Raw genomic sequence first — 21,759 nt, forward strand, 5'->3', positions numbered from 1 at the left:
TATTATGACGATATTTATGCAACACTAATGATATAAAGAGGTAATAATAATGCTATATCAACAAACATAGGCTGTTCGTAATACATTTCCGGGATATAGGTTGCATTGGAAATGAGCAACTTATTGCTGCGGAGTATTAAGCCAGCAAATGCATAAAATTGAGCCACTCTGAATGGAGTGATTTAATAGAACAGTATTAGAACGTGCAATGAGCCAGAACGAATCAGCTTACCATTGACTGGTGACATCCGTACTTTGTTTTTGCTGGAATGGTTGCTTAAAAAAGTCCAAGAAATCATCCGCATCCCCTCTTCTTATGCACTTTATTCTTGCAATTAACAGCCGGGCACCACAAGCTAATGTTTAGAACCGATTTGTCCGTGTCACCATATGCTGCAGTTGAGCTGATTATAGCTATCAATCAGAACCAGCGTTGCCATCTTTCAGATCCACTCCTGACATAGAATAGATCCAGCATGGTCATGTGATGATCCACCTCTTCAGTAATAATTGAAGCAGGGAGTGAATTGAAAGCATCCACTCCCTGCAGGTTATTATTTTAGCAGCTGGAAATAGTTGTGGTTAGTATTTTTTCAAAAGGAACCAATTTGTCATAAACTCAGTCTTTTCATTCCGTTGCTATTCCTTTGCGTTCTCTCATAGATCTTTTGCCGTCAATTTGAATCGTATAAGAATCGTGTACTATTCTATCTAATATGGCATCGGCTAAAGTACCTTCACCTATTCTTTCATGCCAACCACGCGGATCAAACTGAGAACAAAATATTATGGATCCGTTTTGGTAACGGGATTCGATAATCTCGAGTAAATCTCTTGCTTCATTTTCTTTGATCGATGTCAGTAGCCATTCGTCCAGAATCAGTAGATCCAATTTAATATACTTTTTCATTGCCTTGCGGTAAATGCCTTCTCCTCTTGCAATGGCCAACTCATCAAGTAAATCAGGTAACCTTATATATTTCACTTTGAAAAATTGTCTGCAGGCTGCAATTCTTAGTGCACATCCAATATACGTTTTCCCATTGCCCGACGCCCCTTTAATGATGATGTTATGATGTTCTTCAATATAATTCCCTGTGGATAATCGAAGAATTTGTGCTTTACTCAGTTTACGATCAGGGTGATATTCAATATTTTCAATCGATGCTTGAGTATCACGAAACTCTGCATTCTTTATTAATCGATCCAATTTATTATTTTGACTTCTGGTCCATTCAATATCGACCAGCAATGAAAATCGATCTTCAAAAGATAATTCCTGATACTCGGCAACTCTCAATTGTTCCAGGTATTTTTCTGCCATCGTGGACATTCTCATATCGTTTAATTTTGAAAAAGTGCTCTCATTAGTCATTATTCTTACCTCCATAATAATCGGCTCCGCGCGTAAATCCGTAAGGATTATTGGCAGTAGTTGAAGATGATTTTTGTTCGACTGGCAATTTATCAAATCCGGTTTTCAATATCGTTTGAATGCTCTTTAACGCAGGCCTTGAAGTGTATGACAACGCCCGTTCACACGCTTTTTCAACTCGTTCAATCGAATGTTTATCTGCGAGTTTCATAAGACCTAAGCATGCTTTCAATGCCTGTTTTTCAACTTTGTAAGAAGCCAATATACGTTCAGTTGATATCAGAATATAAGGTCCTGCCTTCTAGGATATATTCTCTGTCCAGTTCAACAAATTGTTTATGCTCTTTAGGCATATGATCCATGTTTGTCGATCTTTGACCAGCAGCTCCATATAACCTTTTGTGGGAAGCGATTCTGAATGTTTTATAGAAAATCTCCACGATGGCCGGTGTCACCCGAATATCTACTTGATATCTAACGTAATCATATGGAACAGAATAATACATTTGATCAATAAATATGTGATAATCAAGTTGTACAGTTGCCTTCTTCCAGGTGGCAATTTCGTACACGGAGGCAGGTAAGGGCAAAAGGGCAAACTTTTCTTCTTCAATGAAGGCCTGATACCTGTTTCCTTTTTTTCTTTTGAAACGGTTTCGTATTAAACTCCGTCAGCTTAGCTTGTATTTCGCGATTGATCTCGCTTAATGAAAAAAATGTCTGATCCCGAAGGGAAGCAATGATCCAAGTTGAAATGTGCCCAACAGTACTTTCAGCAGGGGCTTTATCTTTGGGCGAACGAACTCTGGCAGGAACAATCGTAGTACGGTAATGTTCAGCCATTTCCTGATAACTTAAATTGATGACTGATTCATACCGTGACGCCTTTGATACCCCCGTTTTTAAATTATCAGGAACAATGATACGAGGAATACCGCCATAAAACTGAAACGCCCTGATATGAGCTCCAATCCAATTTGATGTATCCATAGCCAAGCAGCCTTCAACATACGCATATTGACTGCACGGCAGCGCACAAACAAATATATATACTGGTATCGCTTCTCCGGTGATTTGGTCAGTTAGTGTCATCGTTTGTCCTGCCCAATCGACTTCTAATAGTTCACCAGGTTTTCTTTTTATACACATTGTTGCCTTTGTTTTTCTCGCGTAATCATGATAAAACCTGCAATACTGTCGATAACTGTAGGGGATTTCGTCGTTTGATCGGCAATTCAAGCTGTACTCATCCCAAAGCAGAGCTAAATTCACACTCGGTTTTGCAAGCTCTTTATGAATATACTCGTAATCCGGCCGCTTTCGAAAATCAGATGATGCATGTTTTTCTGGAAAAAGCACTTCTTGAAGGGCGCTATCAGTCCATTCTTTTTCTAGTGGCCACGATACGTTCTTTTCTTCCGCTTTTTTAATCACATCTCGTATCGTGTTTCTAGAAGCCGAACAACTGGAAACTATCCCCCTTTGACTTACTCCTTGGGCATATAACCTAAGGATTTCTCGATACTTTACCATTAAAAAACATCCTATTAATCAATTTGCACCTAGGGTGCAGTTCAATTATATAGAAGGAAGTGGATCTATCTATGGCAAGAGTGGGTCTATTTGATGGCGATGGCGAATCTGAAACATGGCAACAGTGGAATTAATCGATGGCTGTATTCATGAGCTAACAGGCAGTAATTTCAGCTAACCAGTATGTAATCCGCAACACGGACAAAAGTGAAGTCAATGGTGACGTCCTATGGAATTTGTAATGTTAATCATAGTGGCTGAGATGTCAGCAATTACTGGTTCAATCTATCCGTAATACTCACATCTCTCTTAATTATATGACTATTAATGTATACTTCATTTGAATATGATGATATCCTATCTTATATAAGGAGATGATGTTATGGATAAGAATTGTTATGATTTAAGAAATGCTATTTTTTCACTTCACACTCGAAGGTTCGGCACAGTATCTGAAATAATGATCAAAAAACTATTATCTTATGGTCCGAGTAAAAATCAATTCCATGACTTATATGACAAATCCAATAATTTAAGAGTAGAAGTCAAATTTTCTAGAGCTCAGAAAAAAGAGGACACTATTACAGATGAAAATATAAAAAAACAATTAGAAAAAATAACGTCTTTCGAGAATAGAATGTTTCCAAGCTCAGATTGGAAACATCACAAATTTGATTGTAACATTCAGCAAGTTAAATCGACTGAGTTTGATATACTTTTTTATGGGATTTTTTTCGCAGACGTAGTAATGATTTTCAGGTTACTTCCCGAGAATTTAAATAGTGAAATCAATTTCTCTGATAAACAACACAAAGGAAATTTAGGTGAAGGTCAATTTCACCTAAATAACTTAACCTATGAAAAACACTTGCAGCATTATTTCCATAAAAAGTTGTCATATTGCGAACTTAATGAAGTTATTTCTACTATTACTACCGATTCAAAAATAAAGATAATCAAATAAAGTATCATATATCGAACAGAAGTCTTAACTTTATTCATATAAAGATAAGACTTCTTTTATAACTTAATAAATACACCAACATTATCATACTGTTAAGCTTATAACTTAACTTATCGTTTATAAACACTAACATACAAGTAATCTGAGTTTATTTCATAACCTCTAAATGGTGGTATTAAATAAGCTCATTTCCTTTATGTCCTTAAACAATGGATACTTCATTGTTTTTGAAAAGATCTATTTGTAATTTCAGTACTATTAATCACAAAACGCCCTCCAGGACCATCCCTGAAGAGCGCTTATCTCGATACCTATTTTCAAAATCCCTTTAAACCGCGGGCTTTCAGCCTTCCCTGTACATCACGGTGACCGCTTCCACGTGTGATTGTGGAACAACTCAATACAATTCCGCGAAATGATTGCCTGTTTTTGCGAAAAAGTGTCCCCCCCCCTTAGAAAATCAGTATAGATGTTTTTAGAGACACAACACTACACCACTTTCTTAATTTCTGTATAAATTAAAACTTCTGTCTTCCGACTTGTCAGTAGCAAATTGACACTCACTCCAACCAGATCGACAAATAATCAATCGTTCATGTCATGTATTTTTAGTTGAACTACTAATCAATTGTAACTGAAATCGAATCTGATATTTTTTATCCAAATAGACTATATATTTTTTTATTAACAGGATCAGAATAAGTTTTAATATCTTGATAAATTTGACCAATCACTTGATCATAAATATTGGTGTTTTCCAAGCTTGGTTCATAATCATCTTTGATTTTAACCATATGATTAATTGCGGTTTCATAATCCGGATAATAACCAACTCCAACAGCCGCATTAATCGCAGCACCAATACCAGCAGCATTGTTTACTTCATTCCGCACACTCTTAATTCCAAACACATCTGCGAATATTTGCATGAAAAGATTGCTATTGGACCCCCCACCTGAAACAATAATCTGATCGGGTTTTACTTGTAATTCTTCACACATCGCATCAACACTCATTTTCATCGTCATTGCAATAGCTTCCAATAAAGACCTATACATGTGCGCTCGCTTGTGTCTTCCGTCAAAACCAATAAACATCGCCTTTCTGTATGGCTGTTTTACAGGAGCTAAAAATTCTCCAACTGTAATCAGCCCTTCACTTCCAGGATTGATATGTGGATCGGTTACACTTAGTTGGACAGATTCGTTAAGGTCCCGTACACTTGGTTCAAATACAAACCAAGGAGAGCTGTTTTATGACAACTCGCAAACGGAGAAGTTTCACAAAGGAATTCAAAGAACAGATCGTGCAACTGCATCAAGCTGGCAAGCCCCGATCCGAACTCATCAAAGAATACGAGCTGACGCCTTCTGCCTTTGATAAATGGGTTAGGCAATACCAGGGTAGTGGATCTTTCAAGGAAAAGGATAACCGTACGTCTGTTGAAGAAGAGCTGTTACAGCTCAAGAAAGAAAATAAACAGCTGACCATGGAAAATGATATTTTAAAGCAAGCCGCGCTGATCATAGGACGAAAGTAAATGTAATCAAGGCTAATCGTTACAAATACTCGGTATCAGCAATGTGCGACGTCCTACAAATTGCAAGAAGCTCATTCTATTACGAATCCAAACGGCAAAATGAATCAGAGCAAGAAGAACTGACAGAATTGATCGTAAGCATTTTCATGAAGAGTCGTAAGATCTATGGTCAACGGAAGATCAAAGCTGAATTGAAAAGAGCTGGATGGACGGTGTCGAGACGCCGTATCAAGCGGATCATGGCTGAACAGGGTTTGGTATCAAAGTATACCGTAGCTCAATTTAAACCTTCAAAATCTAGCTGCAATGAATCCGAAACAGGCAACACACTGGACCGGAAGTTTGATCAGGACGACGAATTAAGCGTTGTTGTCAGCGATTTAACGTATGTCCGCGTGAACAAAGCATGGCATTATATTTGTGTATTAGTCGATTTATATAATCGTGAGATTATTGGGTTCAGCGCCGGGCCTCATAAAACCGCTGAATTAGTTCAAACTGCCTTTGCATCCGTCCCCTACAATCTAAATCGGATCGAGATCTTTCATACAGACAGAGGCACTGAGTTTAAAAATCACCTGATCGACCAGGCACTCGATACCTTCGGTATTACCAGATCATTGAGTGACAAAGGAACGCCCTATGACAATGCCGTAGCTGAAGCCACATTCAAGACCATCAAGATCGAATTCGTTCGTGGTGCGGTTTTTTCTAGCCAACAAGAACTTGATCTTGAACTTTTTGATTATGTGAACTGGTTCAACAATATTCGAATTCACGGATCATTGGATTATTTATCACCAGCTGAATACAAGTCAATGCGACCTCAATTTAAAAGCGAACCTAGTTATGTGTTCCGGGATTGCAGGATATACTATCGCATTTAATCATTTGTATTCCTGATACCATGAAATAAATAAACGAAATAAGTCAATGTAACCGTCAGTAAACCTGTACCAAATAAGATTCCCCCTGAAACTAAAAAGGACCTTATATAATTTTCAATAACCATCATATATTGGTCAGCATTTGCCGCACCACCTTCTTGATTAAACAGCCACGATTTCCCTAAAGAGGTTCCAAACGAACCCCCTGACAACATCAAAGTGAACCCTGCGATTACAAGTATTAATGAAATAACACTCAATTGTAAATAATGTTTTTTTAACAACCTATCCCCCCAATTTTAAAATTGACGTATTAATTAATTTAATATTCTACATAAATTGTTCCCGTTGCAACACCATCTTCTTTTTGTGGACTGTATCCTACAACTCGAGTCTCACTTAAAACAGTCCCTTGAGCAGTTACTCTTTGAACTACTCCTGATGTTGCATCAAAATTTGGCATGTATCTAGCATGACCGGTTTCACCTGTTGGCACTGCAACAGTTTCAGAAAGAGATTGAGAAACAACTGAACCCGTATTCCATGCAAATGATGCACCTCCGGAAATAATACTTCTCCAACCCACCTCTACACTTCCACTAAATTCCTGACTAATTGTTGTTTCTTCGGAAAAGGAAATAGGACAATCACTTACCAAGTCCTCTGATCATGATATATTTCTAGACAACCTTACAGAATTCCCCACTCGAGGGTAAGTAACTTGTTCTACATAGCGGTTAGTTATTGGTATGTCAACACTAAATCGGACAAAAAAATTAAGGTCCCGTTGACTTGTATTCAGCTGGTGATAAATAATCCAATGATCCGTGAATTCGAATATTGTTGAACCAGTTCACATAATCAAAAAGTTCAAGATCAAGTTCTTGTTGGCTAGAAAAAACCGCACCACGAACGAATTCGATCTTGATGGTCTTGAATGTGGCTTCAGCTACGGCATTGTCATAGGGCGTTCCTTTGTCACTCAATGATCTGGTAATACCGAAGGTATCGAGTGCCTGGTCGATCAGGTGATTTTTAAACTCAGTGCCTCTGTCTGTATGAAAGATCTCGATCCGATTTAGATTGTAGGGGACGGATGCAAAGGCAGTTTGAACTAATTCAGCGGTTTTATGAGGCCCGGCGCTGAACCCAATAATCTCACGATTATATAAATCGACTAATACACAAATATAATGCCATGCTTTGTTCACGCGGACATACGTTAAATCGCTGACAACAACGCTTAATTCGTCGTCCTGATCAAACTTCCGGTCCAGTGTGTTGCCTGTTTCGGATTCATTGCAGCTAGATTTTGAAGGTTTAAATTGAGCTACGGTATACTTTGATACCAAACCCTGTTCAGCCATGATCCGCTTGATACGGCGTCTCGACACCGTCCATCCAGCTCTTTTCAATTCAGCTTTGATCTTCCGTTGACCATAGATCTTACGACTCTTCATGAAAATGCTTACGATCAATTCTGTCAGTTCTTCTTGCTCTGATTCATTTTGCCGTTTGGATTCGTAATAGAATGAGCTTCTTGCAATTTGTAGGACGTCGCACATTGCTGATACCGAGTATTTGTAACGATTAGCCTTGATTACATTTACTTTCGTCCTATGATCAGCGCGGCTTGCTTTAAAATATCATTTTCCATGGTCAGCTGTTTATTTTCTTTCTTGAGCTGTAACAGCTCTTCTTCAACAGACGTACGGTTATCCTTTTCCTTGAAAGATCCACTACCCTGGTATTGCCTAACCCATTTATCAAAGGCAGAAGGCGTCAGCTCGTATTCTTTGATGAGTTCGGATCGGGGCTTGCCAGCTTGATGCAGTTGCACGATCTGTTCTTTGAATTCCTTTGTGAAACTTCTCCGTTTGCGAGTTGTCATAAAACAGCTCTCCTTGGTTTGTATTTGAACCAAGTGTACGGGACCTTAACGAATCTGTCCAACTAAGTGTAACCGATCCATTCTGCTCCAGCAAAACCAGGTGATGCCACCAGAGCTAATACCACTAAAGTCAATAATGAATACATAGTTTTTCTCATCTAAATAACTCCTCCTAAGATAAATGTTTACCGCATAAATGAAAACTCCACATCTAAATTCCAATAAATATTTTATTAACTAAATTATACATTGATTACTCTGTTAATATAATGAAAATTCAGAAATCATTATATTTTCTTTTTTATAACAAAAAGTGATATCACTCACCCCGACTTTTTATAGTTTACTATTAACTTTTCTATGAAATAAACTGCTACATAAAACAACAATCCCAAAATCAAACTATACACTATACCTACCAATAATCCGTCGCCAATACTTCCCAAAAGCCCTGCTGTAATACCTCCATAAGCTGCTACCATAGGATACCTAAATAATTTAGTCTTCACAACAACCCTCCTAATTCTTAAAAATCAACAAATAAACACTCCCTCTATAAAATAATTAATACTTCTAATATCTCACGATATCTCCGAATTCCTGCACCATCTGTTTTCAATACACGAAGCCGAATAGACATTTATACCACCATATTAATTATATGGAAATTACACATGCATCCAACAATCAAAATGGGTGATAATACCATTTAATGGGTGGTTGATATGGTCGCACTAGCGGATCTCCACAGTACTCACGGTGGTGTAACCTCCCATGACACGCGGAGTCTATGCTCCAAAATGCCTTCGTTCATCCTGCCCATGAGGTGGAGATTGGATATGCTCCTTTGCTGGGTCATCTTGCCTTTACAGTGAAATATTAACCAGCTTCTCCGCGCTTCATTTGTCAAAATAATTGATACTGAACCTATTATCGTGAGATCAACATCAGTGACTCTTTAGGCAGCTTTCTGTGTGTCTCTAAACACGAATCCTGCGTTCTTTATCGAAATCACACTCTCTTATCCCGATCACAAAAAAGATACGTATCAGTTTGCCGCAAAGGACAATCAGGGACTGTTTACCGGTCAAAAGATGATCAGATCGGTTTCGATAATAATCATGCAGTTTCTTAAAGGCTGGATTTTCAGCTGACAACTGCATGGCAACGCGGAACAACAGTGTTCTGAGTTTTCTTCTGCCCGATTCGACATCCTGATTTGACCTTTTTGGATGCCGGATTCATTTCGACGCAGATTGAGTATCCTGCCACTCGATCCTAGAGATAGTAGACCTAGGCGGAACTCGATGCAAGTTGGATCAGTTACACTTAGTTGAACAGATTCGTTAAGGTCCATTACACTTGGTTCAAATACAAACCAAGGAGAACTGTTTTTATGACAACTGGCAAACGAGACAATTCACGAAAGAATTAAAGGAACAGATCGTTCAATTGCACGTAGTTTGAACACACGAGCTGACGCTTTCTAACTTTGATTAGTAAATGGTTTTCTTTTAACGGATTCTTTTAGAGATTCCACAATCAAAGTTTTTATCTTCCCACTTTACCTAACCCGAATCATGATAAACACTCATACCTCTCACCGCCTTTATTTGGAATTACATCCACCTTACCATTTTTTATCATCCTTTTCAGACTGCCTGATTGATCCAACAAATGGCCTAAAAAAGAACATTCGACAATTTTCCACAAATTTCTACATCGTGAAAACTTGAAAGTAAAAAAGATCACCCCTTCTTTCGTTTCTCATAAATAGATTAAAATGGTATTTAATCAAAAGTCATCCTCCTTTCGTTATATTTTGTTAAAATTATTTATTTCATTCGGTTCTTCCACCCTTTCGCATAACGATTTGCCTTCATTTCTACCACCGATCCATCCAGGAAGTGAAACCGCAATGTCTCTTTATCCTCGATCACCACTCGCTCCAAGAACCGTCGGACCAACTTAGGTTGATAGTCACTCAATCCTTGTTGCTTCCTTGCCAGTTCAATGAATTGATCCAGTTTATAGGTGACAAGTGGATCTGCTTGTTCTTTGGCTTGAGGCCACTTTTTTATGTTGTTTTGGCGAAGGAGTTCATTCAATGCCTCCATAAACGCAGGCGCTAAGTCCAGATCATTCACATGATGGTTCTTGACCCGGCAACGCTTCTCCCCTTTCACGTACCGGTTCTTACAGAGCCACACATGTCGGCGTGCGTTCGGGTCGTTGGCATGCCATGTTCTTCTGCCAAAGGCGCTTCCGCAGTGGCCGCAGATGACTTTGCCGAAGAACACGTAGTCATCACCGTTATAGGTCATCTTCTTGGATCCGGTTTCTTCAACGAAAGCGATTCTCCGCTGTTTCTCCAATTGGACCGCCTCCCATGTATCACGCTCGATGATGGCCGGGTGGTTGTCTTCGATCAAATACATCGGCAGTTCGCCCTCGTTCTTCATGCGCTTTCGCGTGAGGAAGTCCACCGTGTAGGTTTTCTGCATGAGGACGTCGCCTTTGTATTTCTCATTCTCTAGCATCCGTTCAATGGTGCTCGCCCGCCATTTCGATTCGCCGTTCCAACCCGGTATGCCTTCTTCCTTCAACTCTTCTGCGATCTGCACAGATCCTTTGCCGTCGAGAAAATCGTGGTAAATGCGCTTCACCGTCTCTGCTTCGGATGGCACTATCGATAACTCGCCATCGCTGTTCTTTTCATAGCCCAGGAACCGGGCGTGATTGATCTGGGCCTGTCCCGACTCAAACCGTCTGCGAATCCCCCAGGAGGCGTTCTCGGAGATGGAACGGCTCTCGTCTTGGGCCAGACTCGATAGAATGCTGAGAAGGACTTCGCCTTTCGCATCCAGCGTATCGATGTTTTCTTTCTCGAAGATGATGCCAACCCCAAGGTCCTTGAGCTGTCTCACATAGTTCAGGCAATCCAAGGTGTTTCTCGCAAACCGTGAGATGGACTTCGTGATGATGCGGTCAATCTTCCCTTGATGGCAATCCTCGATCATCTTGTTAAACTGTTCGCGTTTTTTCGTGGACATCCCGGAAATGCCTTCATCGGCGTAAATGCCGGCCAAGTCATACTCGGGATGGTTCTCGATGTGGTCCGTGTAATATTTGACCTGCGCTTCATAGCTGGATAATTGTTCAGCGTGATCCGTTGAAACACGGCAATAGGCTGCGACGCGCTTTTTGTGTACCGTGGTCTGATCTTCGGTCTCTCTACTCTTTGCGGGTATAACGGTAATGGTTTTCCCCATTTGTGTTTGCCTCCTCTACGATCCATTGGTGATTGAAGTCTAAATTTGGTAACGCTTCGTCTTTCACAGTCGTTCCTTCGCATGCTGATTTCCCTTGTTGAATATAGGTGCTGCATTGCCACACGATCGTTTCGTACGGTTTTCCTTTGTTCCAGATCCGCCTTCGAAGCGTTCCCCCACATTTGCTGCAGTGAAGTTTGCCGCTGGCCGGATAGCGCTTGTTCATCTGGTGATTCCGTTTTCGTCTCAACCGTTCTTCTTGCACGGCTTGCCACATGTCTTTTGAGACAATCGGTTCGTGATGATCTTCCATCAGGTAGGCTTCAACCTCGCCTTGGTTCTTTCGTTTTCCTTTTCGTACTCCCGGCGTGTACGTTTTTTGTTGCAGGAGATCCCCTTTATACTTCTCATTTTCAAGGAGGTATAAGATGCTCGATTCTCGCCACGGTTTCCCTGAGATGGTTGGCACCCCTGCTTCATTCAGATTCTTAGCAATCCGGTGTGTCCCTTGTCCCTCTAGGTAAGCATCATAGATGCTTTTGATCACTTCGGCTTCTTCCGGGATGGGCTTTAAGATCCCCTCTACTTTTTCATAGCCGAAGAACCGCTCGGTGTTAAGGACTACGAGACCCTTTTGGAATTTTCGTTGAATCGACCAGCGTACGTTTTGACTGATGTTCTCGCTTTCCTCTTGGGCAAAAGAAGAGAGGACCGTCAGCATCAGCTCACCGTCCCCTGTCCTCGTATCAATTTGCTCTTTTTCAAATCGCACAGCTACGTTCAATGTCCGCAACTCCCGAATACTCTCGAGCATCGCCTGCGTATTTCTCGCAAAGCGAGAGATGGCTTTCGTGTAAATCACGTCGATCTTCCCGGCTCGTGCCTGGTCCATCATCGCCTGAAAGCCAGGGCGTTTCACCGTTGTACCCGTCAAGCCGTAGTCACTAAAGACCCCCATAAAATCCACAGCCGGATCCGCTTCGAAACGGTTCGTATAATGCGTGATTTGTTGGTCGAACGATTCACCCTGGGCTGCCATTTGCGTGGATACCCGGACATAGGCACACACTCTTAATCGTGTTTGTTCTTTTGATTTCGCTGGAATGATCCGAAACGTCATGATGCTTTTAATCAACGCAAAAAAACGCCCTCCAGGATCCTCTCTGAAGAGCGTTCATCTACTTACCTATTTTCAAAATCCCTTTAAACCGCGGCCTTTCAGTCTTCCCTGTACATCACGGTGACCGCTTCCACGTGTGATTGTGGAACACCTCAATACAATTCCGCGAAATCATCGCCCTTTTTGCGGAATTGTAACCCCCCCTTAAAAATGGCTATATTTAGTTATGGCAGTATTATTACCAATTTGATTCTATTTTCCAACTCACTTCATAGTTCTCATTTTCAATATGTCGATCCGTATCAAATACGAATTTAAATAATTCACCTACATCCATAAATAAAATGATCTGCGTTTCGATGGACTCTTCTTCATCCAAATCACCTTGATAAATTGGAAAAGGCATGATATCTATGTCCATTCTACTTATTGTTGTTCTACCTTTCATAACCTCTTCCTCATGTAACACACCGAATGAGTGATAGTAAAAATCTCTATCTATCTTTACAAGGTGACCAGAAGTATTTTTTATCTCCAAATCTATGATCACTTCTTTTCCAGACCCATCTACATCAATAAACTCAGTTTCGTTGCTATCTTGATTTACTTGAATATCCGTTGGGGTGATTTCGAACATTTCTGTTTCGGCTGTTTCCCCCCATTTTAATTCAGAGTTCTGCTCTTTCCCTTGGCAAGCTGCCATAAGTACACTTAATAACGTAAAAGAAATCAGCCTTGAAAATTGTTTCATATAAAAAACCTCCCATGACCATGCCTTACATAAAGTCAAGTTTAAAACCATTAAAAACGAATTCGTTGTAGTGTTGTTGCGCTAATCAATAAAACTTGATTTGGAACTTATTAACTCAACTTTCACATACTGAAACAGAAACGCATTCAAAGATCCATTTCACGAGAATGTATGCCATCAATGCCGCAAACATTTGAGAAAAGACGGCGTTTTTCGTCGTACCAAACAGAACCGGTACATTCAACTGGCCTTAGATCCATTGAAAGAACGATTCGATTTGCCAACGTGTCTGAACTATTGAAGTAATTGCCTCTGCTGAAAGGTCGCCATGTTCGTTGCAACACGGATCGGGTGACCTTTGTGGTCATTGAATGTGACCACCCGAAACCGGTGTGTGGTTCGGGATTGTTCCGTGCCGAGTTGACAGGTGATGTCGTCTGTCACGTTCGAATGTGTTGGAATGAAACATTGAAGCCCTTGAGGGCGATGGCATTTGACGTTCTCTCTAAAGCGAATAACAAAACGTTGATCCTGCCTTTCGTAATCATCCAACTGGGCATGTTTGCCGTATACACAGTCTCCCATAAGAATAAAGGAGGCATTGGCTAGAGATACACCTGCGGGTCCATCGTGGACCCGTCCGATGGTCTCTTTGACTTCAATTTTCATACCGGTCTCTGGTGTATAGGCGACATGCAGTTTGATTCCTGAACGTTCACCGTGAATAGGAGCCCTCGGAAGCCGTATTTCAAAAAATTGTTCAAGTTCTTCTCTGGATATGAATTGATCAATTAAAGAGGAAATTGTGATAAACTGATTCATAGAAGACACCCTCTCTGACGATGTTGGCTTGGTCACTTTACATCTTATCAGAAGGGTGTCTTCTTTTCTATATATCTGTCCCATTTATTGGCCGATCAACAGACGTGATTTATTCTATTTCTTTTCTGTGATCTTGTTAATTGATTCTTGAACATCTTTAATTTGATCTATATCTTTTACAAAATTACCAATCGATTGTTTCTGTTCATTAATATAACTTACAGTTATTTCATCTAGAAATTTTTGGATTTTCTTGAAGTTATCTTTCGATAATTCAATTCTATTGAATTCATGCTCTAATAATTTTTGTTCTAATAGTACATTTTTTTTTGCCTCTACCACATAATCCTCCCAATATTCAGCTTCTGATATCCCTAGACCTTCAATAAAGCTATTTACTTTAGCTTTCATTTCTTCACTGTTAGCTGACTTGCCGTTTAATAGTAATTCTCTTTCTGTCATCGCTGCCTGTTGCGCCTCTGACTTAGAAACACTTAACCCTCTAGATTTAGCTTCATTAAATATGGCCGCTTTCTCTAATTGAATTTCCAATGCCATTTGATTAGCTTCACTTTTATTCATTCCATTTTTATTAGTAAAGCTATAAACAAGTTGATTATGATTACTTAGTTCCAGTTTTTCATAACTAGGAGGACTCAAAGTTTCGTTATCATTTAACTTTTCTCCTAGGTTTTCAAACCAATCTCCGTTTGCTGCAACGCTTAAAGATGTTGACGTTAAAATAGCAATAATAATCCAAGTAATAAATAAATTTTTCTTCATAATATTCCCTCCAACTGTTATTTAGTAACTGATTGTTTTTTTCCAATTTACATTACTATCAGAATATAAACTATTAAGTATAATTGAATGGGATAGATCAGCTGAGATTGGCGTATTAAAACTTCTCGATTGTGTGTCTTCACGAGAATCTTTAACATCAAAATAAGCCCATGGCTCATAAAAACTAGACATTGGGTCAGTGGTGTTTACTACTGATCCGAATCGAGTATATTCAATAGCAGCGCCAAATCCAGAAAATGCGCTTGCATGATTCATGTCATCAACACCAAAAATTGATGAACTTCTATTGATCGTAACAGAATTATCAGGGTTAATTGAATAATCTTGGTTATAATGAATGTGCTTTGTAACAGTATCCGGAATGTTATTCAAATCATCCCATAAAATTGTTGTAGTACTATCATTAACATAATTAGCAGAAATACCTTTTGGATTGATTGAAATAGAAAAAACTAAAGCCAACATTAAAATACTCATTAAATAATATTTTTTCATACAGATTCTCCTCCTAAAATATATTTAAGCCCGAAAGAATCAAAACTTATTTAGAGTCATTAACACGTTCATTGATTTGCCAGAATTTAGGTTTTATAAATACCCCTTGGTTCTCCGTTCTTGCAGCCAGGCGAACAGTTGTGAAAAAGACGGCGTTTTTCGTCGTACCAAACAGAACCGGTACATTCAACTGGTCTTAGATCCATTGAAAGAACGATTCGATTTGCCAACGTGTCTGATACACGGATGCAATCGCCTCTGCTGAGAGATCACGTATGTTCGTTGCAACACGGATCGGGTGACCTTTGTGGTCATTGAATGTGACCACCCGAAACCGGTGTGTGGTTCGGGATTGTTCCGTGCCGAGTTGACAGGTGATGTCGTCTGTCACGTTCGAATGTGTTGGAATGAAACATTGAAGCCCTTGAGGGCGATGGCATTTGACGTTCTCTCTAAAGCGAATAACAAAACGTTGATCCTGCCTTTCGTAATCATCCAACTGGGCATGTTTGCCGTATACACAGTCTCCCATAAGAATAAAGGATCTCGATCAGCTGTGTTAAAAATACGATTACCGTATGAGATATTTTCAACACCCAGGTAAGTAGCCGAAAGGTTTGCTCTAGTGTGAATAATATTTCCGGATATCTCACGAATTCATCCTTGCTCAGCATTTTTGAGTATAATAGTGTAGTCCATCTTTTTTAAAAATTATAAATTCCCCATCTACAATGCATATTTTAAATCCCTTCCTTCAACATAAATAGTGTTTGTGGGAATACTTAAAGACTCGCTTAAAGTTCCTCCACCACCCGTGTCGAAATTAAACGGAGAAAATCCCGATGCTTCATTTTCGACAAAACAATGATCGGTTTCAAACTCCGCAACCTTCCATTCTGAAAGATTAGAATATTCCTTATCTCCTTCATCATCTGCGATAACAGCCAAATTAGTGACAAAAAACATTGAAATTGTCAGTAAATATACTTTTTTGGTCACGATAAATGCCTAATCATATGGTAGAATTTTAATAAAGCACATCCATTTAAATCCACTTCCCCACATCATCTTCTACTGGCAGATGATCATCAGATGCTTGAAATCGTTCCCCGTTCAATGCATCTGAAAAGAGTGGTGTTAATAACAATAATGTTACTACTAGTGCTATGTTCATCATACGTTTCAGCTTTTTCATTTGTTCGCCTCCCCTCAATAATTGATTAACCAAAAATTACAATCTTTGCTGTACATAATCAAACCGCAAAATGAGCCTTAAACCGGCATACAGCTCGATGATATCCCACAAGCTCGTATATTCGAATGATATTGAGAACCGGTGTGAATATTTTCACTTTGCATAACCACATATTCATTAGGAGGATCCTATGCATTCATCGTACGGTCATGCCATCAAATCATTAAGGGAGCAGCAGGGGCTTACACAAGAAGCTCTGGCTAAGGACATTTGCGATCGTTCTACCCTTTCTAAAATAGAAAATGGCTCTTCTACCCCTCATGCATCAACACTTGCCAAGTTGTGTACCCGCCTGAATATTTCCATAAGCAATCTTGAGCTCTATCAAAACGAAGACCATTATCTGTACACGTTATCCTTCACCAACGATGTCAGACGTGCCGCAGCAAACAGAGCATATACAGACATTGAACGACTAATAGAGACACACGCAACAGCACCAAGTTTTCAAGAGCCGCATATGATCGCTTTTTTACGTTGGCTTCAGGCATTGGTTCATCATCATGTTTACAATCAAACCGATGAGGCATTTCACGTTCTTCAAGAAGCCTTGGATACATTAAAACAATCGACTCATATTGACCGCATCAAAATGAAAGCAGATATGTTGATGAGTAAAGGGAATTTCTTTTTTAATCTTAAACAATTTGATCAGGCGGCATCAGCTTATCATCAGGCAAAAGAACAATTGAAAAACAGCCATTTCTTGCATGCCTATGACACATTGATCCGCCTTTACTTCAATGTTTCCGTATTGCTTATTAAACAAGGTCAGTATCAGGATGCGCTTGAGCATTGCCAGGCTGGTATTCGCATGTGTATTGAAACAAACACGATGCAATCATTAGGAGAACTCTATTACCACGCAGGTCTTTGTGAATATCACCTTGGAATTGAAACCTATCAGACAAACATTGACTATGCTTTGACTCTGTTTCGCATCAAAGGTCATGACCAGTTTCACTCCTTCGTCGAGGAAAAAATGAACAAGCTAAAATGATGATTTGACTACTGCTTTCATTTCATCAAAATCATTGAATCAAGAGCAGGTTACTGGTGAAACCACCGACCCATCCAGGAAGTGAAACCGCAGCGTCTGCTTATCTTCGACCACCACACGTTCCAGGAATCGTCGAACCAGCTCCGGTTGATAGTCTACTACTCCTTTTTGGTTCCTTGCTAAGTCAATGAACTGATCCAGCTTATAGGCGAGAAGTGGATCCGCCTGTTCTTCGGCCTCGGTCCATTTTTTTATGTTGTTCTGACTGAGCAACTCATTCAAAGCTTCCATAAACGCCGGTGCTAAGTCCAGGTCATTCACATGATGGTTCTTCACCCTGCACCGATTCTCGCCTTTCACGTATCTATTCTTACAGAGCCAGACATGTCGGCGGGCGTTCGGATCATTCGCATGCCACGTTCGTCTCCCGAAGGCACTGTCGCAGTGGCCGCAGATGACTTTGCCGAAAAAGACGTAGTCGTCACCGTTGTAGGTCATCTTTTTGGAGCCCGTTTCTTCGACGAAAGCGATCCTGCGCTGCTTCTCCAACTGGACTGCTTCCCAGGTATCACGCTCGATGATGGCCGGGTGGTTGTCTTCGATCAGGTACATCGGCAGTTCTCCCTCATTCTTCATCCGCTTTCGTGTGAGGAAGTCCACCGTATACGTCTTCTGCATGAGGACGTCCCCTTTGTACTTCTCATTCTCCAGCATCCGCTCAATGGTGCTCGCCCGCCACTTCGATTCCCCGTTCCAACCCGGAACCCCTTCTTCCTTCAACTCTTCTGCGATCTGCACAGATCCCTTACCGTCGAGAAAGTCGTAATAGATGCGCTTTACCGTGTCTGCTTCTGATTCAATAATAATCAACTCACCATCGCTGTTTTTCTCATACCCAAGAAACCTCGCATGGTTGATCTGCGCTTGGCCCGACTCAAACCGTCTGCGAATCCCCCAGGAGGCGTTCTCGGAAATGGAACGGCTCTCATCCTGGGCCAGACTCGATAGAATGCTGAGGAGGACTTCGCCTTTCGCGTCCAGCGTATCAATGTTTTCTTTCTCAAAGATAATCCCTACACCCAGATCCTTGAGCTGCCTCACATAGTTCAGACAGTCCAGCGTGTTTCGAGCGAACCGGGAAATGGACTTCGTGATGATCCGGTCGATCTTCCCTTGATGACAGTCCTCAATCATTTTGTTGAACTGTTCGCGCTTCTTCGTCGAGGTCCCGGAAATCCCTTCATCCGCATAGATCCCGGCCAAGTCATACTCGGGATGGTTCTCAATATGATCGGTATAATAGTTCACCTGCGCTTCATAGCTGGAGAGCTGTTCGGCATGGTCCGTTGAAACTCGGCAGTAGGCTGCGACGCGCTTTTTTGCAACAGTTGACTGTCCCTCTGACCCTTTATGTTTTGCGGGTATAACGGTAATGGTTTTGGCCATCCTCTGTTTCCTCCTCTACAATCCATCGTTGATTAAAATCAAGCTTCGGTAATGCCTGATCCTTCACAATCGTCCCCTCGCAGGCTTGTTTGCCGTGTTGGATATAAGTGCTACACTGCCAAACAACGCTCTCGCACGTTTTGCCTTTGTTCCAAGTTCGCCTTCGAAGCGTCCCGCCGCATTTGCCGCAGTGGAGTTTGCCGCTCGCTGGGTAGCGCTTGTTCATCTGATGGCCTCTACTTCGTCTCAAACGTTCTTCTTGCACGGCCTGCCATACGTCCTTTGATATGATCGGTTCGTGATGATCTTTCACCAGGTAGGCTTCCACTTCACCTTGGTTCTTTCGTTTTCCTTTCCGCACTCCCGGCGTGTACGTTTTCTGTTGGAGCAGGTCGCCTTTATACTTTTCATTTTGTAGCACGTAATTAATACTCGAGGCACCCCATCTTTTGCCCGTGACCGTCGCTATCCCCTCGTCATTCAATGCCTTGGCAATCCGGTGCGGGCCTTCGCCTTGCAGATACGCTTCGAAGATGCGCCTTACAATGGCCGCTTCTTCAGGTATGATGGTCAAGGTGCCGTTCACCTTCGCATACCCAAGGAATCGGTCAGTATTCAAGATGAGCTCGCCTCGTTGAAAGCGCCTCTGAATCGACCAGCGTAGGTTCTGACTGATGTTCTCGCTTTCCTCCTGGGCAAAAGAAGAGAGGACCGTCAGCATCAGCTCACCGTCCCCTGTACTTGTATCCAGCTGTTCTTTTTCAAAGCGTACCGTGACGTTCAAAGCGCTCAGTTCCCGGATGCTCTCGAGCATCGCCTGTGTGTTTCTCGCAAACCGGGAGATGGCTTTCGTGTAGATCACGTCGATCTTCCCGTCTCGTGCCTCGGCCATCATCGCCTGAAAGCCGGGTCGTTTCAACGTTGTACCCGTCACTCCGTAGTCACTGAAGACACCGACAAATTCGACGGTCGGATCCGCTTTAAACCGGTTGGTGTAATGTGTGATTTGTTGGTCGAATGACTCGCCCTGGGCATCCAATTGCGAGGATACCCGGACATACGCACAGACCCTTTGAAGCCGGTATTCTTTTGGTTTGGCTGGAATGATCCGAAAGCCCATGATGATGTCCCCCTTCATTTTTTGTATCCTATACATCACTCAGAAGAGGGATAGAGTCAAGTAGATACGTGCCTCAATCCTTCCGAATGAACCCGTCAAATCCTGCGTCTTTCACCTTCCGCAGAATGGCTTCCGCGTTCCGTTTCTCGGAGAACGCCCCGACCTGCACGCGATAGATCGTATCGGATGTTGGCTGTGCTGGCGCTTTCTGTTCCGGCGGTTCACCACGCTTGGCCGGATCCACATGCTCGATCAGATCCCGGTCAATCCACGTGAGGATGCCGGTCGTATCTCGGCCATTCCGCTTGTCCACTTTCCGGCCAAGAAGCACACACGTCTTGCCACCTTTCACATAAGGCCGTCCTTGCGACTGGACCTGCGTGATTTTGTGATACGAATCCGTCTTGACCCAGCCTGGAATCGTTGGCCCACCGGGATAATAACGGCTCGCACTGGCTTTAATTTCGACGACGTCTCCCACTTCAAACGTTGATCGATTCACGGTACTCCCTCCTCCTCGTAAGGCACGACCGACTGCGGCTCGAAAGCTGGCAATGGACTCGCCATGTTTCGGGAACCAGTGGCCGACGTCCGCATGGTTACTGGCAATCCCCCGACGGTTCCCTTCCGTATGATCGATAATGTCCTTTTCCGTTAATCCGTACTGCTTACAGAGCATCACCGAGAGATCCACAGCGTTTTGCCATGCCTTACGGAAATACGGCGACTGTGCCGAGACATTATAGCCCTGCATCTGAAAACCGTTTCGGTACGAGAAACCGGAAGGTTCACAGATCTCGATGCCAATATGCGTATTGTTCGCATCCCCGCCTGCATGCCAGCCCCGATGATTCCACGGCAGGTACTGCCACACTTCCTTATCATCGAGAAAGGCATGCACACAGACCTGGCGGCCGATTTCTCCTGCTCGGAATGACTTGTTCCACCTTGAGAACCAATCCCCTGCCATCACACCGGGTGTCGCCGTGGAGTGAATCATGATGCCTTTCGGAGTGATTTTTCGTCCTGCCTGATAACAATCATTTCGTGTCATGAATCTGGTGTTCAGTTTCATCGTCATCCGTCCCCTTTCCGTTTAACTGTGCTAAGACTTTCTTCAACTTATCCGGGACCGGTAAGCCGATATGCCCGGCGTTTTCAATGATGGAGATGCCCTCATTGGCGATATAAAAAAAGATGACTGCCGTGCGCACTGCACTACCGTCACCGATCACCAAACTATCCACCATGTGCGCGATCCCCACCATGAAAAAGATCATCACCTTCTTAAAAATCCCTTTGTACCCGACCTGACTGGCAAGGTTCCGGTAAACAATCGCCGCCATCACCCCGCTCAAGTAATCAATGATGACAAAGACTAAAAGGGCGTACAAAAAGCCGTCTACCCCACCTAACAACCAACCGACCCAGCCGCCAACGGCAACCAAAGCCACCTGTGCGAAATGCCATAATTCTCGTGCCAT

The 21,759-nt window shown here is 41.9% G+C and carries 25 protein-coding genes; 3 read left to right on the forward strand and 22 right to left on the reverse strand.

Translation table 11 applies throughout. The annotated features are described in order from the left end of the window. Nucleotides 1-628 precede the first annotated feature (628 nt). The 4 genes from istB to istA are packed head-to-tail and all read right to left on the reverse strand — an operon-like array spanning nt 629 to nt 2,908. Nucleotides 629-1,375: an IS21-like element helper ATPase IstB gene (gene istB / locus BSEL_RS15065; RefSeq protein WP_013173865.1), complete on the reverse strand. Its 747-nt coding sequence runs from the start codon at nt 1,373-1,375 to the stop codon at nt 629-631. Next, nucleotides 1,368-1,586 carry a hypothetical protein gene (locus BSEL_RS18085; protein ID WP_232970473.1) on the reverse strand — a complete coding sequence of 73 codons (219 nt, stop codon included), beginning with the start codon at nt 1,584-1,586 and terminating at the stop codon, nt 1,368-1,370. The genes istB and BSEL_RS18085 overlap by 8 nt, the downstream gene beginning before the upstream one ends. A gap of 58 nt (nt 1,587-1,644) precedes the next feature. Next, nucleotides 1,645-1,947, reverse strand: a complete 303-nt coding sequence (locus BSEL_RS18400; protein WP_408643037.1) for a Mu transposase domain-containing protein — start codon at nt 1,945-1,947, stop codon at nt 1,645-1,647. Nucleotides 1,948-1,984: 37 nt separating this feature from the next. Further along, complete coding sequence (gene istA, locus BSEL_RS18090) at nt 1,985-2,908, reverse strand: IS21 family transposase (RefSeq protein WP_232970474.1); 924 nt, start codon at nt 2,906-2,908, stop codon at nt 1,985-1,987. A 382-nt stretch (nt 2,909-3,290) separates the two neighbouring features. Here istA and BSEL_RS15075 point away from each other — a divergent pair, with 382 nt between their 5' ends. Then, nucleotides 3,291-3,872 carry a hypothetical protein gene (locus BSEL_RS15075; protein WP_013173866.1) on the forward strand — a complete coding sequence of 194 codons (582 nt, stop codon included), beginning with the start codon at nt 3,291-3,293 and terminating at the stop codon, nt 3,870-3,872. 656 nt (nt 3,873-4,528) lie between these two features. Here BSEL_RS15075 and BSEL_RS15080 read toward each other — a convergent pair. Then, complete coding sequence (locus BSEL_RS15080; protein ID WP_332870083.1) at nt 4,529-5,044, reverse strand: FGGY-family carbohydrate kinase; 516 nt, start codon at nt 5,042-5,044, stop codon at nt 4,529-4,531. Nucleotides 5,045-5,127: 83 nt separating this feature from the next. On the opposite strand from BSEL_RS15080, the gene BSEL_RS15090 reads away from it, so the two are divergent. Beyond that, nucleotides 5,128-6,299, forward strand: a protein-coding gene (locus tag BSEL_RS15090) for an IS3 family transposase (protein ID WP_232970475.1) whose coding sequence is annotated in 2 segments (ribosomal slippage) — nt 5,128-5,377 and nt 5,377-6,299 — 1,173 coding nt in all. Because the reading frame shifts where the segments join, the coding sequence is not laid out codon by codon here. Here the strand turns inward: BSEL_RS15090 and BSEL_RS15095 are convergent. The 13 genes from BSEL_RS15095 to BSEL_RS17815 all read right to left on the reverse strand — a co-directional run bounded on the left by BSEL_RS15095 (nt 6,296) and on the right by BSEL_RS17815 (nt 16,649). Then, complete coding sequence (locus BSEL_RS15095; RefSeq protein WP_041582016.1) at nt 6,296-6,583, reverse strand: hypothetical protein; 288 nt, start codon at nt 6,581-6,583, stop codon at nt 6,296-6,298. The two genes, BSEL_RS15090 and BSEL_RS15095, sit on opposite strands and share 4 nt — an antisense overlap. 38 nt (nt 6,584-6,621) lie before the next feature. Further along, nucleotides 6,622-6,957 carry a hypothetical protein gene (locus BSEL_RS17805; protein ID WP_155522757.1) on the reverse strand — a complete coding sequence of 112 codons (336 nt, stop codon included), beginning with the start codon at nt 6,955-6,957 and terminating at the stop codon, nt 6,622-6,624. A 118-nt stretch (nt 6,958-7,075) separates the two neighbouring features. After that, a protein-coding gene (locus BSEL_RS15100; RefSeq protein WP_095522123.1) for an IS3 family transposase occupies nt 7,076-8,190 on the reverse strand; the annotation gives its coding sequence in 2 pieces (ribosomal slippage) (nt 7,076-7,941 and nt 7,941-8,190; 1,116 coding nt in all). 323 nt (nt 8,191-8,513) lie between these two features. Beyond that, entirely contained in the window at nt 8,514-8,699 is a 186-nt protein-coding gene (locus BSEL_RS15110; RefSeq protein ID WP_013173869.1) for a hypothetical protein, read from the reverse strand. A 1,326-nt stretch (nt 8,700-10,025) separates the two neighbouring features. Continuing rightward, nucleotides 10,026-11,462 (reverse strand): recombinase family protein, encoded by a 1,437-nt coding sequence (locus BSEL_RS15120; protein WP_013173870.1) that lies wholly within the window; start codon nt 11,460-11,462, stop codon nt 10,026-10,028. Beyond that, nucleotides 11,425-12,597 carry a recombinase family protein gene (locus tag BSEL_RS15125; protein WP_013173871.1) on the reverse strand — a complete coding sequence of 391 codons (1,173 nt, stop codon included), beginning with the start codon at nt 12,595-12,597 and terminating at the stop codon, nt 11,425-11,427. Before BSEL_RS15125 ends, BSEL_RS15120 begins: the two co-directional genes overlap by 38 nt. A 223-nt stretch (nt 12,598-12,820) precedes the next feature. Further along, nucleotides 12,821-13,333 carry a hypothetical protein gene (locus BSEL_RS15130; protein WP_013173872.1) on the reverse strand — a complete coding sequence of 171 codons (513 nt, stop codon included), beginning with the start codon at nt 13,331-13,333 and terminating at the stop codon, nt 12,821-12,823. Between the two features lie 294 nt (nt 13,334-13,627). Then, entirely contained in the window at nt 13,628-14,155 is a 528-nt protein-coding gene (locus BSEL_RS15135; RefSeq protein ID WP_049773683.1) for a transposase, read from the reverse strand. A 114-nt stretch (nt 14,156-14,269) separates the two neighbouring features. Beyond that, nucleotides 14,270-14,938, reverse strand: a complete 669-nt coding sequence (locus BSEL_RS15140) for a hypothetical protein (RefSeq protein ID WP_013173873.1) — start codon at nt 14,936-14,938, stop codon at nt 14,270-14,272. Nucleotides 14,939-14,959: 21 nt separating this feature from the next. Continuing rightward, nucleotides 14,960-15,454 carry a hypothetical protein gene (locus BSEL_RS15145; protein WP_013173874.1) on the reverse strand — a complete coding sequence of 165 codons (495 nt, stop codon included), beginning with the start codon at nt 15,452-15,454 and terminating at the stop codon, nt 14,960-14,962. Nucleotides 15,455-15,650: 196 nt separating this feature from the next. Then, nucleotides 15,651-15,986: a transposase gene (locus BSEL_RS17630; RefSeq protein WP_083769613.1), complete on the reverse strand. Its 336-nt coding sequence runs from the start codon at nt 15,984-15,986 to the stop codon at nt 15,651-15,653. A gap of 194 nt (nt 15,987-16,180) precedes the next feature. Further along, complete coding sequence (locus tag BSEL_RS17810; RefSeq protein ID WP_013173875.1) at nt 16,181-16,453, reverse strand: hypothetical protein; 273 nt, start codon at nt 16,451-16,453, stop codon at nt 16,181-16,183. 46 nt (nt 16,454-16,499) lie between these two features. After that, nucleotides 16,500-16,649 (reverse strand): hypothetical protein, encoded by a 150-nt coding sequence (locus tag BSEL_RS17815; protein WP_013173876.1) that lies wholly within the window; start codon nt 16,647-16,649, stop codon nt 16,500-16,502. Nucleotides 16,650-16,839: 190 nt separating this feature from the next. Here BSEL_RS17815 and BSEL_RS15150 point away from each other — a divergent pair, with 190 nt between their 5' ends. Further along, on the forward strand, nt 16,840-17,709 hold the full coding sequence (locus BSEL_RS15150) for a helix-turn-helix domain-containing protein (RefSeq protein WP_013173877.1): 870 nt from the start codon (nt 16,840-16,842) through the stop codon (nt 17,707-17,709). A 39-nt stretch (nt 17,710-17,748) separates the two neighbouring features. Here BSEL_RS15150 and BSEL_RS15155 read toward each other — a convergent pair whose 3' ends face one another. The 4 genes from BSEL_RS15155 to BSEL_RS15170 all read right to left on the reverse strand — a co-directional run bounded on the left by BSEL_RS15155 (nt 17,749) and on the right by BSEL_RS15170 (nt 21,759). Further along, nucleotides 17,749-19,155 (reverse strand): recombinase family protein, encoded by a 1,407-nt coding sequence (locus BSEL_RS15155; protein WP_013173878.1) that lies wholly within the window; start codon nt 19,153-19,155, stop codon nt 17,749-17,751. Then, nucleotides 19,118-20,275, reverse strand: a complete 1,158-nt coding sequence (locus BSEL_RS15160; RefSeq protein ID WP_013173879.1) for a recombinase family protein — start codon at nt 20,273-20,275, stop codon at nt 19,118-19,120. Before BSEL_RS15160 ends, BSEL_RS15155 begins: the two co-directional genes overlap by 38 nt. A 73-nt stretch (nt 20,276-20,348) precedes the next feature. After that, nucleotides 20,349-21,350 (reverse strand): peptidoglycan recognition protein family protein, encoded by a 1,002-nt coding sequence (locus tag BSEL_RS15165; protein WP_013173880.1) that lies wholly within the window; start codon nt 21,348-21,350, stop codon nt 20,349-20,351. Then, nucleotides 21,316-21,759, reverse strand: a complete 444-nt coding sequence (locus tag BSEL_RS15170; RefSeq protein ID WP_013173881.1) for a phage holin family protein — start codon at nt 21,757-21,759, stop codon at nt 21,316-21,318. The genes BSEL_RS15165 and BSEL_RS15170 overlap by 35 nt, the downstream gene beginning before the upstream one ends.

Origin of the sequence: [Bacillus] selenitireducens MLS10 (assembly GCF_000093085.1) — a bacterium.
In the GTDB taxonomy this organism is placed as follows: domain Bacteria; phylum Bacillota; class Bacilli; order Bacillales; family Salisediminibacteriaceae; genus Salisediminibacterium; species Salisediminibacterium selenitireducens.

Excerpts from the sequence above, each read along its gene's own strand:
- istB (WP_013173865.1), bottom strand. The coding sequence starts at position 1,375 with ATGACTAATGAGAGCACTTTTTCAAAATTAAACGATATGAGAATGTCC.
- BSEL_RS18085 (WP_232970473.1), bottom strand. The coding sequence starts at position 1,586 with ATGAAACTCGCAGATAAACATTCGATTGAACGAGTTGAAAAAGCGTGT.
- istA (WP_232970474.1), bottom strand. The coding sequence starts at position 2,908 with ATGGTAAAGTATCGAGAAATCCTTAGGTTATATGCCCAAGGAGTAAGT.
- BSEL_RS15075 (WP_013173866.1), top strand. The coding sequence starts at position 3,291 with ATGGATAAGAATTGTTATGATTTAAGAAATGCTATTTTTTCACTTCAC.
- BSEL_RS15120 (WP_013173870.1), bottom strand. The coding sequence starts at position 11,462 with ATGGGGAAAACCATTACCGTTATACCCGCAAAGAGTAGAGAGACCGAA.
- BSEL_RS15130 (WP_013173872.1), bottom strand. The coding sequence starts at position 13,333 with ATGAAACAATTTTCAAGGCTGATTTCTTTTACGTTATTAAGTGTACTT.
- BSEL_RS15135 (WP_049773683.1), bottom strand. The coding sequence starts at position 14,155 with ATGAATCAGTTTATCACAATTTCCTCTTTAATTGATCAATTCATATCC.
- BSEL_RS15140 (WP_013173873.1), bottom strand. The coding sequence starts at position 14,938 with ATGAAGAAAAATTTATTTATTACTTGGATTATTATTGCTATTTTAACG.
- BSEL_RS15145 (WP_013173874.1), bottom strand. The coding sequence starts at position 15,454 with ATGAAAAAATATTATTTAATGAGTATTTTAATGTTGGCTTTAGTTTTT.
- BSEL_RS17630 (WP_083769613.1), bottom strand. The coding sequence starts at position 15,986 with ATGGGAGACTGTGTATACGGCAAACATGCCCAGTTGGATGATTACGAA.
- BSEL_RS17815 (WP_013173876.1), bottom strand. The coding sequence starts at position 16,649 with ATGAAAAAGCTGAAACGTATGATGAACATAGCACTAGTAGTAACATTA.
- BSEL_RS15150 (WP_013173877.1), top strand. The coding sequence starts at position 16,840 with ATGCATTCATCGTACGGTCATGCCATCAAATCATTAAGGGAGCAGCAG.
- BSEL_RS15155 (WP_013173878.1), bottom strand. The coding sequence starts at position 19,155 with ATGGCCAAAACCATTACCGTTATACCCGCAAAACATAAAGGGTCAGAG.
- BSEL_RS15160 (WP_013173879.1), bottom strand. The coding sequence starts at position 20,275 with ATGGGCTTTCGGATCATTCCAGCCAAACCAAAAGAATACCGGCTTCAA.
- BSEL_RS15165 (WP_013173880.1), bottom strand. The coding sequence starts at position 21,350 with ATGAAACTGAACACCAGATTCATGACACGAAATGATTGTTATCAGGCA.
- BSEL_RS15170 (WP_013173881.1), bottom strand. The coding sequence starts at position 21,759 with ATGGCACGAGAATTATGGCATTTCGCACAGGTGGCTTTGGTTGCCGTT.